General features: G+C 67.0%; 11 protein-coding genes. 7 read left to right on the top strand and 4 right to left on the bottom strand.

Features of this window, described 5'->3' with window-relative positions:
* Positions 1–61 precede the first annotated feature (61 nt).
* Together KYK29_RS19420 and KYK29_RS19415 are read left to right on the top strand one after the other, a co-directional pair.
* On the top strand, positions 62–1,861 hold the full coding sequence (locus tag KYK29_RS19420) for a GGDEF domain-containing protein (RefSeq protein ID WP_254692549.1): 1,800 nt from the start codon (positions 62–64) through the stop codon (positions 1,859–1,861).
* A gap of 204 nt (positions 1,862–2,065) precedes the next feature.
* Positions 2,066–3,067, top strand: coding sequence for an NAD(P)H-quinone oxidoreductase (locus tag KYK29_RS19415; protein WP_254692548.1), 1,002 nt, complete (start codon positions 2,066–2,068; stop codon positions 3,065–3,067).
* On the opposite strand, the gene KYK29_RS19410 is transcribed toward KYK29_RS19415, so the two are convergent.
* Complete coding sequence (locus KYK29_RS19410) at positions 3,068–4,495, bottom strand: MFS transporter (RefSeq protein WP_254692547.1); 1,428 nt, start codon at positions 4,493–4,495, stop codon at positions 3,068–3,070.
* A gap of 132 nt (positions 4,496–4,627) precedes the next feature.
* Positions 4,628–5,365 carry a DUF3750 domain-containing protein gene (locus KYK29_RS19405; protein WP_254692546.1) on the bottom strand — a complete coding sequence of 246 codons (738 nt, stop codon included), beginning with the start codon at positions 5,363–5,365 and terminating at the stop codon, positions 4,628–4,630.
* Between the two features lie 88 nt (positions 5,366–5,453).
* On the opposite strand from KYK29_RS19405, the gene KYK29_RS19400 reads away from it, so the two are divergent.
* Entirely contained in the window at positions 5,454–6,461 is a 1,008-nt protein-coding gene (locus tag KYK29_RS19400; protein ID WP_254692545.1) for an asparaginase, read from the top strand.
* 221 nt (positions 6,462–6,682) lie between these two features.
* Here KYK29_RS19400 and KYK29_RS19395 read toward each other — a convergent pair whose 3' ends face one another.
* Positions 6,683–7,342, bottom strand: a complete 660-nt coding sequence (locus tag KYK29_RS19395) for a glutathione S-transferase family protein (RefSeq protein ID WP_254692544.1) — start codon at positions 7,340–7,342, stop codon at positions 6,683–6,685.
* A 309-nt stretch (positions 7,343–7,651) separates the two neighbouring features.
* Between KYK29_RS19395 and KYK29_RS19390 the strand changes: the two genes are divergently transcribed.
* The 3 genes from KYK29_RS19390 (at position 7,652) to KYK29_RS19380 (ending at position 8,879) form a co-directional block, all read left to right on the top strand.
* Entirely contained in the window at positions 7,652–8,005 is a 354-nt protein-coding gene (locus KYK29_RS19390) for a hypothetical protein (RefSeq protein WP_254692573.1), read from the top strand.
* Between the two features lie 101 nt (positions 8,006–8,106).
* Positions 8,107–8,628 carry a copper chaperone PCu(A)C gene (locus KYK29_RS19385; protein ID WP_254692543.1) on the top strand — a complete coding sequence of 174 codons (522 nt, stop codon included), beginning with the start codon at positions 8,107–8,109 and terminating at the stop codon, positions 8,626–8,628.
* Positions 8,628–8,879: a hypothetical protein gene (locus tag KYK29_RS19380; RefSeq protein ID WP_254692542.1), complete on the top strand. Its 252-nt coding sequence runs from the start codon at positions 8,628–8,630 to the stop codon at positions 8,877–8,879. The genes KYK29_RS19385 and KYK29_RS19380 overlap by 1 nt, the downstream gene beginning before the upstream one ends.
* 105 nt (positions 8,880–8,984) lie before the next feature.
* Here KYK29_RS19380 and KYK29_RS19375 read toward each other — a convergent pair whose 3' ends face one another.
* A complete protein-coding gene (locus KYK29_RS19375) occupies positions 8,985–10,352 on the bottom strand; it encodes a TIGR03808 family TAT-translocated repetitive protein (RefSeq protein WP_254692541.1) in 1,368 nt (455 codons plus the stop codon).
* 247 nt (positions 10,353–10,599) lie between these two features.
* On the opposite strand from KYK29_RS19375, the gene KYK29_RS19370 reads away from it, so the two are divergent.
* Positions 10,600–12,894, top strand: coding sequence for a putative bifunctional diguanylate cyclase/phosphodiesterase (locus KYK29_RS19370; RefSeq protein WP_254692540.1), 2,295 nt, complete (start codon positions 10,600–10,602; stop codon positions 12,892–12,894).
* The last annotated feature ends 15 nt before the right edge of the window (positions 12,895–12,909 follow it).

Raw genomic sequence — 12,909 nt, 5'->3', positions numbered from 1 at the left:
ACCGAATGTTCAGTTCTGGTGACGACATTCGCTGCCAGGCTGACTATTGGAGAAGACCAGCATGAGCGCCGCAGACCTGTCCGTCCTGCGCCGTCCGGGAGACGGGGAAATCGTCACGCTCGCCAAGCCGGTCATCGCGGCGGGGTTCCAGCCCATCGTCGAGGCGGCCACCGGCGCGGTTTTCGGCTACGAATCGCTGATGCAGGGCTTCGAGAAGCTCGGTTTCCGCTCGCCCGTCGATCTGCTCGACAGCGCCCATGAGGCCGGGCAATTGGGCGCGCTGGAGCAGATGGTCAACAGCCGCGCGCTCGCCGCCTTCGCGGCGCTGCCGGATTTCCGCTCGCGCACGCTTTTCCTCAATCTCGATTCGCGGCTGGTGGGAGAGGGGCTCGGACTGGTCGAGAGGCTTTCCGGCCATCTCCTGCGCGCCGGCATTCCGGCATCCTCCCTCTGTTTCGAGATATCGGAGCGTTTCGAAAATGCCGGTCTTACCGGGTTCTCCCGTCTCCTGCAGGCGCTTCGGATGGCCGGGTTCAAGCTCGCCATCGACGATTTCGGGGTGGGCCACAGCGGCCTGAAGCTGCTTTGCGATCATCCGGTCGACTATCTCAAGATCGACCGTCATTTCATTTCCGGTATCGCGACGGACGCCCGCAAGCGCCATCTCGTGCGCAACACGGTCAACGCCGCCCACGTTCTCGGCATCCGTGTGGTGGCGGAAGGGGTGGAGACCGAGGCCGAACTCGTGGCGGCCCGCGAGGCCGGCTGCGATCTCATCCAGGGGTGGTTCGTCTCCCGTCCGGTCGCCGATTATTCGGCGTTGCGGCCGGTCTATGCGCAGGTCGCCCGCGCCGGCGGCGCGCGCCACAGCTCCAGCACGCTCGACAGCATCCTGATCCGCCGCGAGATCGAGCAGGTGGCGGTGCTGCGCGAGGACGACAGTCTTGAAGCGGCCTTCGAGCTTTTCCGCCACAATCCGAAGCGGACGTTCTTTCCGGTCCTCAACGCCAGCGATGAGCCGCGCGGTATCCTGCACGAGTATCAGGTGAAGGAACTGAGCTATCACCCCTTCGGCCGGGACCTGATCAAGAACCGGCTCTACCGCAAGGGACTGTCGCATTTCGTCACCAATGCGCCCATCGCCGATCTCGACACGCCGGCCGAGCAGCTTCTGGAGGTCTTCACCGGCACGGGCGGTAGCGAATGCGTGATCCTGACGGAGAACCTGCGCTATGCCGGCATCCTGTCCGCCTCCTCGCTGCTCACGATCATCAACGAGAAGCGGCTGCGCACCGCCGAGGACCAGAACCCGCTGACCGGCCTGCCCGGCAACCGCTCGATCAGCGACTACCTCCAGGACCGGGCGCTCGACGGCGACGCGCTTCGTTGCCTGTGCTATTTCGACCTCGATAATTTCAAGCCCTTCAACGACCGCTACGGCTTCCAGCAGGGCGATGCGGCGCTGACGCTCTTCGCCTCGCTGCTGCGCCGCGATTTCGTGGGAGAGGAGGCTTTCGTCGGCCATATCGGCGGCGACGACTTCTTCGCCGGGATTTCGGGCCTGCCGGTGGCGGCGGCGCAGGACAAGCTTTGCTGCCTGCTGGAGGATTTCCGCCGCGAGGTGCACGCGCTTTACTCGCCGGAAGACAGGCAGGCCGGCGAGATCCACGGCCACGACCGCATGGGGCGCGAAACGCGCTTTCCCCTCATGCGCTGCTCGGTCGCCGTGCTGGCGCTTCCCGAAGGCGAGGTGATCGGCGATATCGGCCGGATCAGCGCCCGGATTACCGCGCTGAAGAGAGAGGCGAAGGAAAGCCCCGAAGGGATCGCGCTCGCGCTGTTCAGCCCGGCCGCCGCCTAGAGCATTTCCAGCCGAAGGAAGATCGCTTCGGCGTCGGATAATGCGGCAGGAACAATACAGGAGCGTATTTTTGGTGAGCCGGATTTCACCGCAAATGCGCTCGTCTTTCCGCCCGCCTGTGGTCGAAGAGGGGTGCGTGCCGCGGCGATCCGCGCTAAACCGGGGTTGCCTGTCGATGCGGACAGATCCCGGAGGACCCGCGCCATGACGCTGCCCCAGACCATGACCCATGTCGCGCTGCCGGCGCCCGGCGGCCCCGAACATATGACCCTGGCGCATGCGCCGCTGCCGGTGCTGCGCCCCGGCGAGATCCTCCTGCGCGTCGAGGCGGCGGGGATCAACCGGCCGGATATCCTGCAACGCAAGGGCGATTACCCGCCGCCCTCCGATGCCAGCCCGATCCTCGGGCTGGAGGTGGCGGGCGAGATCGTGGCGCTGGGAGCCGGCGTCACCGGCCATGCGATCGGCGACCGCGTCTGTGCGCTGGCCAACGGCGGCGGCTATGCGGAATATTGCGCGGTGCCGGCCGGCCAGGCGTTGCCCTTCCCGAAGGGCTATGACGCCGTCAGGGCGGCCGCACTTCCGGAAACCTTCTTCACCGTCTGGGCCAATCTCTTCATGATGGCGGGGCTGAAACCCGGCGAGAGCGTGCTGGTCCATGGCGGTTCGAGCGGCATCGGCACGACGGCCATCCAGCTTGCTAGAGCCCTCGGCGCGACGGTGTTCGCCACGGCGGGCACGCCGGAAAAGTGCCGGGCCTGCGTCGGTCTCGGCGCGTGCAGGGCGATCAACTACCGCAGCGAGGATTTCGTCGAGATCATCGCCACGGAGACCGGAAAGGCCGGCGTCGACGTCATTCTCGACATGGTCGGCGCGGCCTATTTCGCGCGCAACCTGAAGGCGCTCGCCCTCGACGGCCGCCTGTCGATCATCGCTTTCCTCGGTGGTGCGCGGGTGGAAGGGGCAAGCCTCGCGCCGATCCTCCAGAAGCGGCTTCATGTGACGGGCTCGGCCATGCGGCCGCGCACGGCGGAGGAGAAGGCCGGGATCCGCGACGGGCTTCTGGAAAAGGCCTGGCCGCTGCTCGACGCCGGCACGGTCGCGCCGGTCATCCATGCGGTGCTGCCTTTCGCGGCGGTGGCGGACGCCCACCGGATGATGGAGGCCGGTGACCATATCGGCAAGATCGTGCTCAGGCTCGGCTGATCAGCCCTGCCGCGGCTTCGGCAGCCGCAACGTGAGGAAAATGGCCGCAAGGCTCGGCAACGCCAGCACGAGATAGAGCGCCCGCGCCGCGCTGGCCGTCCCGGCAAGTCCGCCCGGCTCGACGAGACCGCTGCTGTTGGCGACGACGCCGGCCAGCGCCGCGCCGAAGGCGGTGCCGAGCGCCTGCATGGTGGTGATGGCGGCGGACGCCTTGTCCTTGTCGCCCTCCGGGGCGAGTTGCAGCACATGGGTCACCAGATGCGCCCAGCCGAGGCCGACGCCCGCGCCCATGGCGAAGATCAGGACCGTGGCCGGCAGCAGCAGCGGCAGTTCACCTGCCGGATTCGGCCGGGCGAGCGTGATGGCGAGCAGCGCGGTGGCGATGCCGACGAGCGCCGTTCCGGCAAGGATGGCGCGGTTCGCCGTCCGTCCGGTCGCATTGGCCGTGAGGAAGGCGGCGGCGGTCCATCCAAGCGCCACCAGCGCCACGAGATAGCCGGAGGCAAGCGGCGGGACGCCGTGCAGTTCCTGTAGGAAATAAGGGATATAGAGGTCGGAGGCGATGGTCAGGAGCAGGGTCGCCATGATGAGATAGACGCGGGCGAGCGGCGAGGCGAGGGAAACCGTGCCGGCCGGAAACAGCCTCGACCGGGCGTGTTTCTCGATGGCCAGCATGACGACGACCGAGGCCGCGGCGGCGATTGACAGGCCGGCGCGAAGCGCGATCCCCTCGACCGAGCCGGCAAAGGAGAGCGCCATGACGGCGGCAAGCAGCAGCAGGATCTGCGGGAAGGGCGCGCCCGTGACGATCCGCTCGGCATCCTTTCTCGGCAGGAGCCGTGGCGCGGCGAAGGCCATCAGGGCGGACAGCGGCACCAGCAGCGCGAAGGCCTCGCGCCAGGCGCTGCCGGCGGCAAACACGCCGCCGATGGTCGGGCCGAGGAAGGTGGCGACACCCCAGACCGCGGCATAGAGCGTCGAGGCGCGGCTCCACAGCCGCTCCGGATAGACGTAGCGGATGAAGGCGTAGCCGAGCGCCACCAGCAGGCCCGCGCCGAGCCCCTGGACGCTGCGCCCGGCCAGCACCGCCGGCATGGTGGGGGCAAGCGCGCAGACGAGACTGCCGAGGCCGAACAGAACCGCCCCCAGCACGAAACAGCGGTTGAGCGTGACGCCGCGCGGCCGCACCGCCACGAAGACCGATCCGAGCACCGAGGCCGCCACATAGAGCGTGGTCGCCCAGGCGAAGAATTCGAGGCCGCCGATGTCGCGCACGATGGAGGGCATCAGCGTCGCGGTGATATAGGTCTCCACCGCATGCAGCGAGATGCCGCCGCCAAGCATGAGGGTGGCGAACAGATGGGTCCGCGAAAAGAGCTGCGAAAGCCGGGGCGCGGCATCTGCCGCAGCGGAAAGGGGATCGGCCATCGAAGAACCTGTCTGCAAGAGGAACAAGCGGCGCAATCGCATACCCGCCCACCCGGCGCAAGCCGGGACTTCTGGCCGGGTGGGGTCGGGCCGGCCGGCCCGTCGTCGCCGCCGCGCGCCGTAATCCGTGCCTTACAGGCCGATCCGTCCGATGGCCGGAATCTTGATCGCCGGGCGCAGGACGTCGATGCCGGCGACGAGGCCGAGGATATGGAGTTCGAGCCCGCTGCGTATCCCGGCCGAAACGCCGAGGAGGCCGTAGAGCGTGGCGTGCACGTCGCGTCCGTCGGGGTCGATGGCGAAGAAACGGCCTTCCGGCAGGTAGTCGCGTCCCACCGCGTCCGGCGGCAGCACGGTGCCGAGGTCCGGCACGCTGCGCAGCACATGGGCGACGAAGGTGTTCGAGTTGGGGCCGGGCCAGAGGCGATAGGCGCCCGGCGTCGAATAGGGGTAGGCGGCGATGGCCGCCTCGATTTTCGGAATCAGCCGCTCCGCTTCGGCGCCCCGGACATGGGCGACGATGCGCGGCGCGTTGGAATACCAGTAGGCGTCCGGCGGATAATTGTTCCTGCGCACCGGCGTCCCCCAGCCGACCTTGTCGTAGCGGTCGTAGCGGCTGGCGTTTTCCGCCTTGGTGACGATCCAGGCATGGCTGGCCACGGCGCCCTTCATGCCGCCGGTCGCCGCGGAGAAGATATGGACGGTCGCCTCGGGGACCTCCTGCGGCGGCGCGAGGATGCCGGCCGAACCCCAGTCCGCCTCGCGCCAGCTTTGCGGCCGGTCCCGCATGTACCAGAGCCCCGCCGAGGCCAGCGCCGGCATCAGATAGACGACGAGGAAGAGAAGAACGATGTTCCTCAGGACTCTCATGCCATGCTCCCGCAACGAAACCCGCTTCACAGGCGAAGCGCATCCGGGCTAATACCACATTCGAAACCGGATTTTTGAGGGCACGATCATGGGCAATCCCGTTCTTGTCGAGGTGACGCGCGGCGCGCGGGTGGAAAGCCGCCATCGCGGCATGGTGGTGGCGGTGGATGGCGATGGCGAGGTGCTGTTTTCCGCCGGCGACATCGATGCCGTGGTGTTCCCGCGTTCCGCCTGCAAGGCGATGCAGGCCCTGCCGCTCGTCGAAAGCGGAGCGGCGGACGCCTATGGCTTCGGCGCGCGCGAACTGGCGCTGGCCTGTTCCTCGCACAGCGGCGAGCCGGAGCACGCGGCTCTTGCCGCCTCGATGCTGAAGGCGGCCGGCCGGGACGAGACGGCGCTCGAATGCGGCGCGCACTGGTCCTTCGAGCAGCCGGTGCTGATCGGGCAGGCCCGCAGCCTCGAAAAGCCGACGGCGCTGCACAACAATTGCTCCGGCAAACATGCCGGCTTCATCTGCGCCGCCTGCCACAGCGGCAAGGATCTCAAGGGGTACGGGCGCTATGAACATCCGGTGCAGGCGGAAATCCGCGGCGTCATGGAGGCGCTGACGGGGGCGGCGCTCGCCGCCGATGCCTGCGGCGTCGACGGCTGCTCGATCCCGACCTATGCGGTTCCGCTGAAAAGCCTCGCGACCGGCTTTGCGAGAATGGCGACGGGCGCCGGGCTTGCGCCGCAGCGGGCGAAGGCGTCGCGCCGGCTGATCGATGCCTGCATGGCCGAACCCTTTTACGTCGCCGGCACGAAACGGGCCTGCACCCGCCTGATGCAGACAGCGCCCGGCCGCATCTTCGCCAAGACCGGGGCCGAGGGCGTCTTCTGCGCGGCCATTCCCGAAAAGGGCGTGGCCATCGCGCTCAAATGCGAGGACGGCACGACGCGGGCCGCCGAAAGCATGGTCGCCGCCACGCTCGCCCGCTTCTTTTCCGACGAGCCGGAGCTGCGGGCGGCCCTGCTTTCGCAGGCCGATCGCGCGCTGACCAACTGGAACGGCCTCCATGTCGGCGATATCCGCGTGACGGAAGCCTTTGCGGGCTAGTAAGCATTTCCAGCAAAAGTGTGAAACGGTTTTGCGCCCGGAAATGCGGCTAGAAGAGATGGAGCATTTCCAGCAAAAGTGTGAAACGGTTTTGCGTCCGGAAATGCGGTTAAAAAAGATAGAGCATTGCCAGCCGAAGCGGGATCGCTTCGGCGTCGGATAATGCGTAAAAACAAGAACCCGGAGCGTTTCCCGCCGGCCGGCTGACCCGCCGGCGATGGTCATTCCGGCTCGGAAAGACGCCTCTCCATCATCGCCTTGAAGGCGGCGCGCGACTGGCATCGCGCCAGCCAGGCGGCCACATGCGGTGCGTCGGCGAAAAGCGCCGTCTGGCTCATGGCGTAGCGGAACACCTCCGCAAGGTTGAGATCGGCGACGGTGAAGCGGCCGCCCACCATATGGCCGCTTGTGGCGAGATGCGCGTCGAGATGGCGGAAGCCCTTCTTCAGGGCCTTGACGGCGGCGCGGATGGCCAGCCGCCCGGCTTCGCTTTCGGCGGCGCGGGCGTCCTGCGTCAGGACGATCTTCACCGCGTGCGGCTCGATTTCGGTCGCCGCCCACAGGGTCCATTGCAACATCTCGGCCTCTTCCGTCAGCGTCGCGGGGGCCAGCGGCCCGCCGTGCTTGCGGGCGAGATAGAGGTTGATGGCCAGCGATTCGGTCATCACGAAGCCGCCGTCGTCGATACAGGGGATGAGGCCGGTCGGATTGACCGCGAGGAACGCCGGCGAGCGGGTGTTGAGCGGCGCGTCGGGCGCTTCCGGATCGGCAAGCCGCCGCGCCTGGATGACCGGGACGGAGGTGAAAGCCAGATCGAGTTCACCGGCCAGCCAATAGGTGCGCGAGGCGCGCGAGCGATAGACGCCGTAGATCGTGAGCATGCAAGCCTCCTGATCCCCGCACCATAGGCGCGTCGCGGAGGCCTTGGTAGGGGGAAGCGGGAAGAGGGCTATCGAAATTTACCGGATAAACCGGTACGCTTCGTCGCATTGACGCCCCTGCCGCTTGCGGTCTAGAGCATTTGCAGCAAAAGTGTGAAACGGTTTTGCGTCCGGAAGTGCGGCTAAAACAAAGAGATAGAGCGGTTCTGCCGAACCTGTGAAAACCGGGACCGCTATATCGGCCGGGAAAGCGTGCGCCGGGCGCAAGGATGGATGATGAACCGACGGGCGACATATCGGGCCTTGGCCGTGCGCATTCTCTGCGCCGTCGCGCTGCTGTTCGTCGGTTTCGCCCATCGGCCGGCCTCGCACGCCATGCCGTCGCCTTTCGAGCTTGCGGCTCTCGTGCTGCCCGACGGAACCTTCGCCGATCTGTGCATCGACGACGATGCGGTCGACGGCAAGGCCAGGCATGAGCCCGGCAAGGTCTGCGAGGCCTGCCGCATCGCCAATGCCATGGCGCTGCCGCTGCCGGTCGACCTGCATGGCGCGTCGCGCGCCCTGAACCACGCCGTCGCCGATGCGCCCGTGCTGCGCGTCGCCGCCGTCAAGCGCGAACGGCCCGGCGCGCCGCCGCGTGCGCCTCCTGCGGCCGTCGCCTGATCGCGGCCCTGCCGCATTTTCATTTCAGCAAAAGACACGCACCATTGGATTGCGCGTCAGGCCGTCGCGCCGGCGCATCCGGAACCGTAAGGAATTCCCTCATGAAACGCATTCTCACGATGCTTGCCGCTTTCGCCCTGTCGACAGCCGCGGCCTTCGCCCATGACTATACGGCAGGCGACCTCTTCATCCATCATCCCGCCTCCCGCGCCACGCTGCCCGGCCAGCCGGTCGGCGGCGGCTTCATGACCGTGACGAACAAGGGCACGGAGGCCGACCGGCTGGTGTCCGTCACGGCTCCCGATGTTTCCGACGACGTGCAGATCCATGAAATGGCCGTCACGGACGGCGTCATGACCATGCGGGCGCTGAAGGACGGGCTTGAGATTCCCGCCGGCGCGACGGTGGAACTGAAGTCCGGCGGTTTCCATTTGATGTTCATGGCGATCAAGCACCCGCTGAAGGAAGGCGAGAGGATCAAGGCGACGCTCAATTTCGAGAAGGCCGGTCCCGTCGAGGTCGAATTCGCCATCGGTGCGGCAAATCCCGCCGCCAGCCACGGTGACGACCATCACGGCGCGCACGGCGATGGTGAAAACGATCACGGAGGCGATGGACAGTAATGATACGGCATGACGACAGCAGCGCGGCGCGGCCGCTCGCCCTCCGGTTCCTCTTCGCCATTCCTCTGCTCGGCTGGATGCTGCGCGAGGCGGTCGAGGGCGGCGACACCGCGAAAATCCTGTTCGGGGTGAATTGCACGCTGGTCTGGCTCCTGGCGATCTGGATCTTCGGCTATCCGGCGATCATCCTGCCGGCGCTTTTCCTCGTATTGGGCATTTCCTGGCTGCTGATCGTCGCCACCCGGGGCTGATGCCGGATGGAAAGCGGATGAGGGCGCCATCGCGACGGCGCCCTCATCATCCGCCGCGACGCCTGCCGTTCGGGCAGGAAGGAGAGGCGCCTGGCCGGGCGGCCGTCAGCCCGACCGGTTTCCCGCTACCGTTAGATGCGCAGGCGGCGTTCCGCCGGAGACGAGATCGTCCGTCGCCCGTTCCATCCAGCGGAAGCCGACGACCGCGCCCTGCGGCGTTTCCTGGAAGAGATTGGCCGAAATCAGCGCCGCTCCCGCACCCTCGACGACGGTGACGGCGCAGCCGACCGGCGTGGCGCGCACGAGATTGCCGGTGGCCACGAGGCCGCGCATATAGGGACCCCAGCCGAGCATCAGCCCCCAGAGCGGCGCATTCTCTATGGTGTTGCCGGAGACCACGGTATCGGCCTCCGCGGCGATGCCGAAGCCGAAGCCCGCCCCTTCCGGTGGATAGGGACCTTCGCGGCGCAGGTTGCGCACGACATTGCCCGTCACCGTGGCCAGCCGCCCGCCGTGATCGAAATTGACGATCTGGATACCGTTCGCCGCCCCGTCGATCAGGTTGCCGCTGACGATCGCGCCCTCGAAGCCGAACTCGGAGAAAATGGCCGTCTCGCCGCTGGCCAGACAGGTGTTTCCGGCGATCTGGACGTTGGAGCCGGCATTGGCGCGGATCGCCGAAAGGGCGCAATCGGAAACATGATTGCCGGTCACCATCACGCCGTCCGCGCGAAAGATGTTGATGCCGTTGCCGTATTGCCCGGTGCCGCCGCGCGTGGCGGCGATGCGGGAAACGCGGTTGCCGGAAACGAGCGTGTCGTCCGGCCCCTTCTGCCAGCGATGGACGAGGATGCCGCCGTTGCCGCAGTCCGAGACGGTATTGGCGGCAATGGAAAGCTCCCGGCTTTCCATGGCATAGACGCCGTGATCGGCGGCGCCGGAAATGTGGTTTCTCTCCACCCGCCCGCCCGAGCGTTCGAGCGCCAGGCCGGATTTCGCCGAGCCGCGGATCTCGCAATTCTCGATGACGGCCGAAGCGACGCCCCGCAGGTGCGCCAGACCCTCGACATCCTCGCGAAGCCAGCGGTTGGCCCCGTCGATGACGAGGTTGGCGAGGGCGACGCGGGCCAGCCCGTCGCCCGTAAAAAGATGGCCGCCGCCGCCATAGAGGAGACGCGTGGCGCCGGCGACGCCGATGATGCGCGCCCCGTCCGGCAGGGCGATATTGGAAAGCACGTAGTCGCCGGCCGGCAGATGCACGGGTTCGTTGCGGGCCGCCGCCTCCCGCAGCAGGCGCTCGAAGGCCCGGCTTGCGCGATCGTCGGATGCCGCGCGCGGGCCCGGCGCGGCCGTGTCGATGCCGCCGCGCAGATCGACATCGACGACCGGCAGCCGTCGCATCTGGGCGCGCGCCGGCAGCGCCGCCGTGACGCCGATGCCGAATGCCGTCAGAATGAACCGTCTGGTAACCATGAAACGCCCTTTGTCCGGGAATGAGCAGGAAGCATGCCAGCCGGTTCCGTGCCGAAACGGCACGGGTTTTCCGCTGAGGGTGCGTCCGCCGGCCCGATCACGTCCCTCCCGGCGGAAGCGCCGGATATGCGGGATTGTGGCAATCGTCTTTAAGGTTGGATAACGACTCCGCTGTAATGTCGCGGCGACCGGCAGGAGGGGAGGCGGGCTCGCGCTGTTCCCTTGCCTATGGGGCGTGCGGAATCATATGGCGGCGAAACCGATTGTCCATTGCGATGAAGATACGGACCCCACGGCCCGGTTGCTGTCGGCCGGCCAGCGCCTGATCCTGGAGGCGGCGCGCCTGTTTCCGGCCGGCGTCGAGCGGGACGAGCGCTCGCTCTGGCTCGAAGCCATCGTCGACGAGGTGCCGGATTACCTTTTCTTCAAGGATCGCGACAGCCGCTTCGTGATCGCCAACCGGGCGATCGTCAGGGATAACCAGCGAAACGGCATCGAGACGATCGAGGGGCTGACCGACTTCGACCTCCATCCCCATCATGTCGCGCGCGTCTTTTACGAGACCGAACAGGAGATCGTCCGCTCCGGCCAGCCGGCCATCGACATGGAAGAACTGGTGCGCGATGCGCGCGGCAATCTCAAATGGCTCCTGACCACGAAGCTGCCGGTTTTCGGCGATGCCGGCGAGGTCATCGGGCTTGTCGGCATCTCGCGCGACATCACAGAGCGCAAGCGCGCCGAAAGCCTGCATGTCGGCCAGGCGCATCTTCTGAAAATGATCGCGCTCGGCGCGGATCTCGGCCAGATCTTCTCCTCCCTCATCCTGATGATCGAGGCGCATGTGCCGGGCGTCACCGGCTCCATCCTGCTTCTGTCGCCGGATGGCCGGCATATCCTGAACGGTGCCGCTCCCAATCTCGATCCCGGCTATTGCAAGCTGATCGAGGGAGCCGAGATCGGCCCGCGTCAGGGTTCCTGCGGCACCGCCATGTGGCGCGGCGAGACGGTCATTGTCGCCGATATCACGATCGACCCGTTGTGGGACGGCTTGCGCGATCTTGTGGCGCCTTACGATTTCCGTGCGTGCTGGTCCTCGCCGATCCGCTCTTATCAGGGCAAGGTGCTCGGCACCTTCGCGCTCTACGCCCAGGCGCCGGGTGAGCCCGATGCGGAATGCATGAAGCTCGTCGGCATGGCGACCCATATCGCGGGCATCGCCATCGAGCGCAAGCAGGCCGAAGACAGCATCCAGTTCATGGCGCATCACGACATGCTGACCGGTCTGCCGAACCGCGTCATGCTCGACGAGCGGCTGGCAAGCGCCATCGATGCGGCCGACGAGACCGGCGGCGTGGCGACGCTCGCCTTCATCGACCTCGACAACTTCAAGCTGGTCAACGACAGCCTCGGCCATGATGCCGGCGACAAGTTGCTGCGTATCGTCGCCGCGCGGATGCTTGCCTGCGTCGGACCGGACGACAGCGTCGTCCGGCTTGGCGGCGACGAGTTCGTGGTGCTGCTGTCCGGTGCCGGCCCGGACGACGCAGCGGTGGAAGGGCGCCTCAAGGCGGTGCGCGAGGCGATCGCCGTGCCGGTGGAGGTGGAGCGCCGGTCATTCCAGGTGACGTGCAGCATGGGTGTGGCGACCTATCCCGCCCATGGCCGCAACGCCACGGAACTGCTGGCGCGCGCCGACGCCGCCATGTATCGCGCCAAGGAAATCGGCCGCAACGCCGTGCAGGTCTTCACGACCGAGATGGCGACGAGCGTCCACCAGAAGCTGGAGCGGCAGGAAGAACTGAGGCAGGCGATCGCCCGGGAGTGTTTCGTCCTGCACTACCAGCCGCAGATGGACCTCGCCACCGGCCGGATCTTCGCCGCCGAGGCGCTGGTGCGCTGGAACCATGCGGAAAAGGGCTTGCTGCCGCCGGCCACCTTCATTCCGCTGGCCGAGGAAACCGGGCTGATCGGCGAGATCGGCGACTGGGTGCTGAAGGCGGCCTGTCGCCAGAACCGCGCCTGGCAGGACGCCGGCCTCCCGCCCATCGTCGTCAGCGTCAATGTCTCGGCGCGGCAGTTTCAGGACAAGGACTGGGTGGAACGGGTCGCCTCCGCGCTCGACGAGAGCGGGCTTGCCGGCTGCTATCTTGAACTGGAACTGACCGAAAGCCTGCTCATGGTAGACGTTTCCGGCGGGGTGGAAACCATGCGCCGGCTGGAAAAGCTCGGGGTTAACGTGGCGATCGACGATTTCGGCACCGGCTATTCGAACCTGAGTTCGCTCAAGCGGTTCCCGGTCGATCGCCTGAAGATCGACCGGTCCTTCATCATGGACCTGCCGGGCGACGCCGACGACGGGGCGATCGCCCGCGCCGTCATATCGCTGGCCAATACGCTGCAATTGCGCGTCATCGCCGAAGGCGTGGAGACCCGCGAGCAGCTGGAATTCCTGCGCGAGGCGGGATGCGACGAAATCCAGGGCTATTATCTGAGCCCTCCGGTCGAAGCGTCGGCCTTCGAGGAACTGTTGCGTTCCGCCTGAGGCGACGTAGCCCCT

The organism is Shinella daejeonensis, from assembly GCF_024281235.1.
In the GTDB taxonomy this organism is placed as follows: domain Bacteria; phylum Pseudomonadota; class Alphaproteobacteria; order Rhizobiales; family Rhizobiaceae; genus Shinella; species Shinella daejeonensis.
Note: the sequence above shows the minus strand (reverse complement) of the source record. Positions and strands in the feature narration are given on the sequence as shown.

Excerpts from the sequence above, each read along its gene's own strand:
- KYK29_RS19420 (WP_254692549.1), top strand. The coding sequence starts at position 62 with ATGAGCGCCGCAGACCTGTCCGTCCTGCGCCGTCCGGGAGACGGGGAA.
- KYK29_RS19415 (WP_254692548.1), top strand. The coding sequence starts at position 2,066 with ATGACGCTGCCCCAGACCATGACCCATGTCGCGCTGCCGGCGCCCGGC.
- KYK29_RS19410 (WP_254692547.1), bottom strand. The coding sequence starts at position 4,495 with ATGGCCGATCCCCTTTCCGCTGCGGCAGATGCCGCGCCCCGGCTTTCG.
- KYK29_RS19405 (WP_254692546.1), bottom strand. The coding sequence starts at position 5,365 with ATGAGAGTCCTGAGGAACATCGTTCTTCTCTTCCTCGTCGTCTATCTG.
- KYK29_RS19400 (WP_254692545.1), top strand. The coding sequence starts at position 5,454 with ATGGGCAATCCCGTTCTTGTCGAGGTGACGCGCGGCGCGCGGGTGGAA.
- KYK29_RS19395 (WP_254692544.1), bottom strand. The coding sequence starts at position 7,342 with ATGCTCACGATCTACGGCGTCTATCGCTCGCGCGCCTCGCGCACCTAT.
- KYK29_RS19385 (WP_254692543.1), top strand. The coding sequence starts at position 8,107 with ATGAAACGCATTCTCACGATGCTTGCCGCTTTCGCCCTGTCGACAGCC.
- KYK29_RS19380 (WP_254692542.1), top strand. The coding sequence starts at position 8,628 with ATGATACGGCATGACGACAGCAGCGCGGCGCGGCCGCTCGCCCTCCGG.
- KYK29_RS19375 (WP_254692541.1), bottom strand. The coding sequence starts at position 10,352 with ATGGTTACCAGACGGTTCATTCTGACGGCATTCGGCATCGGCGTCACG.
- KYK29_RS19370 (WP_254692540.1), top strand. The coding sequence starts at position 10,600 with ATGGCGGCGAAACCGATTGTCCATTGCGATGAAGATACGGACCCCACG.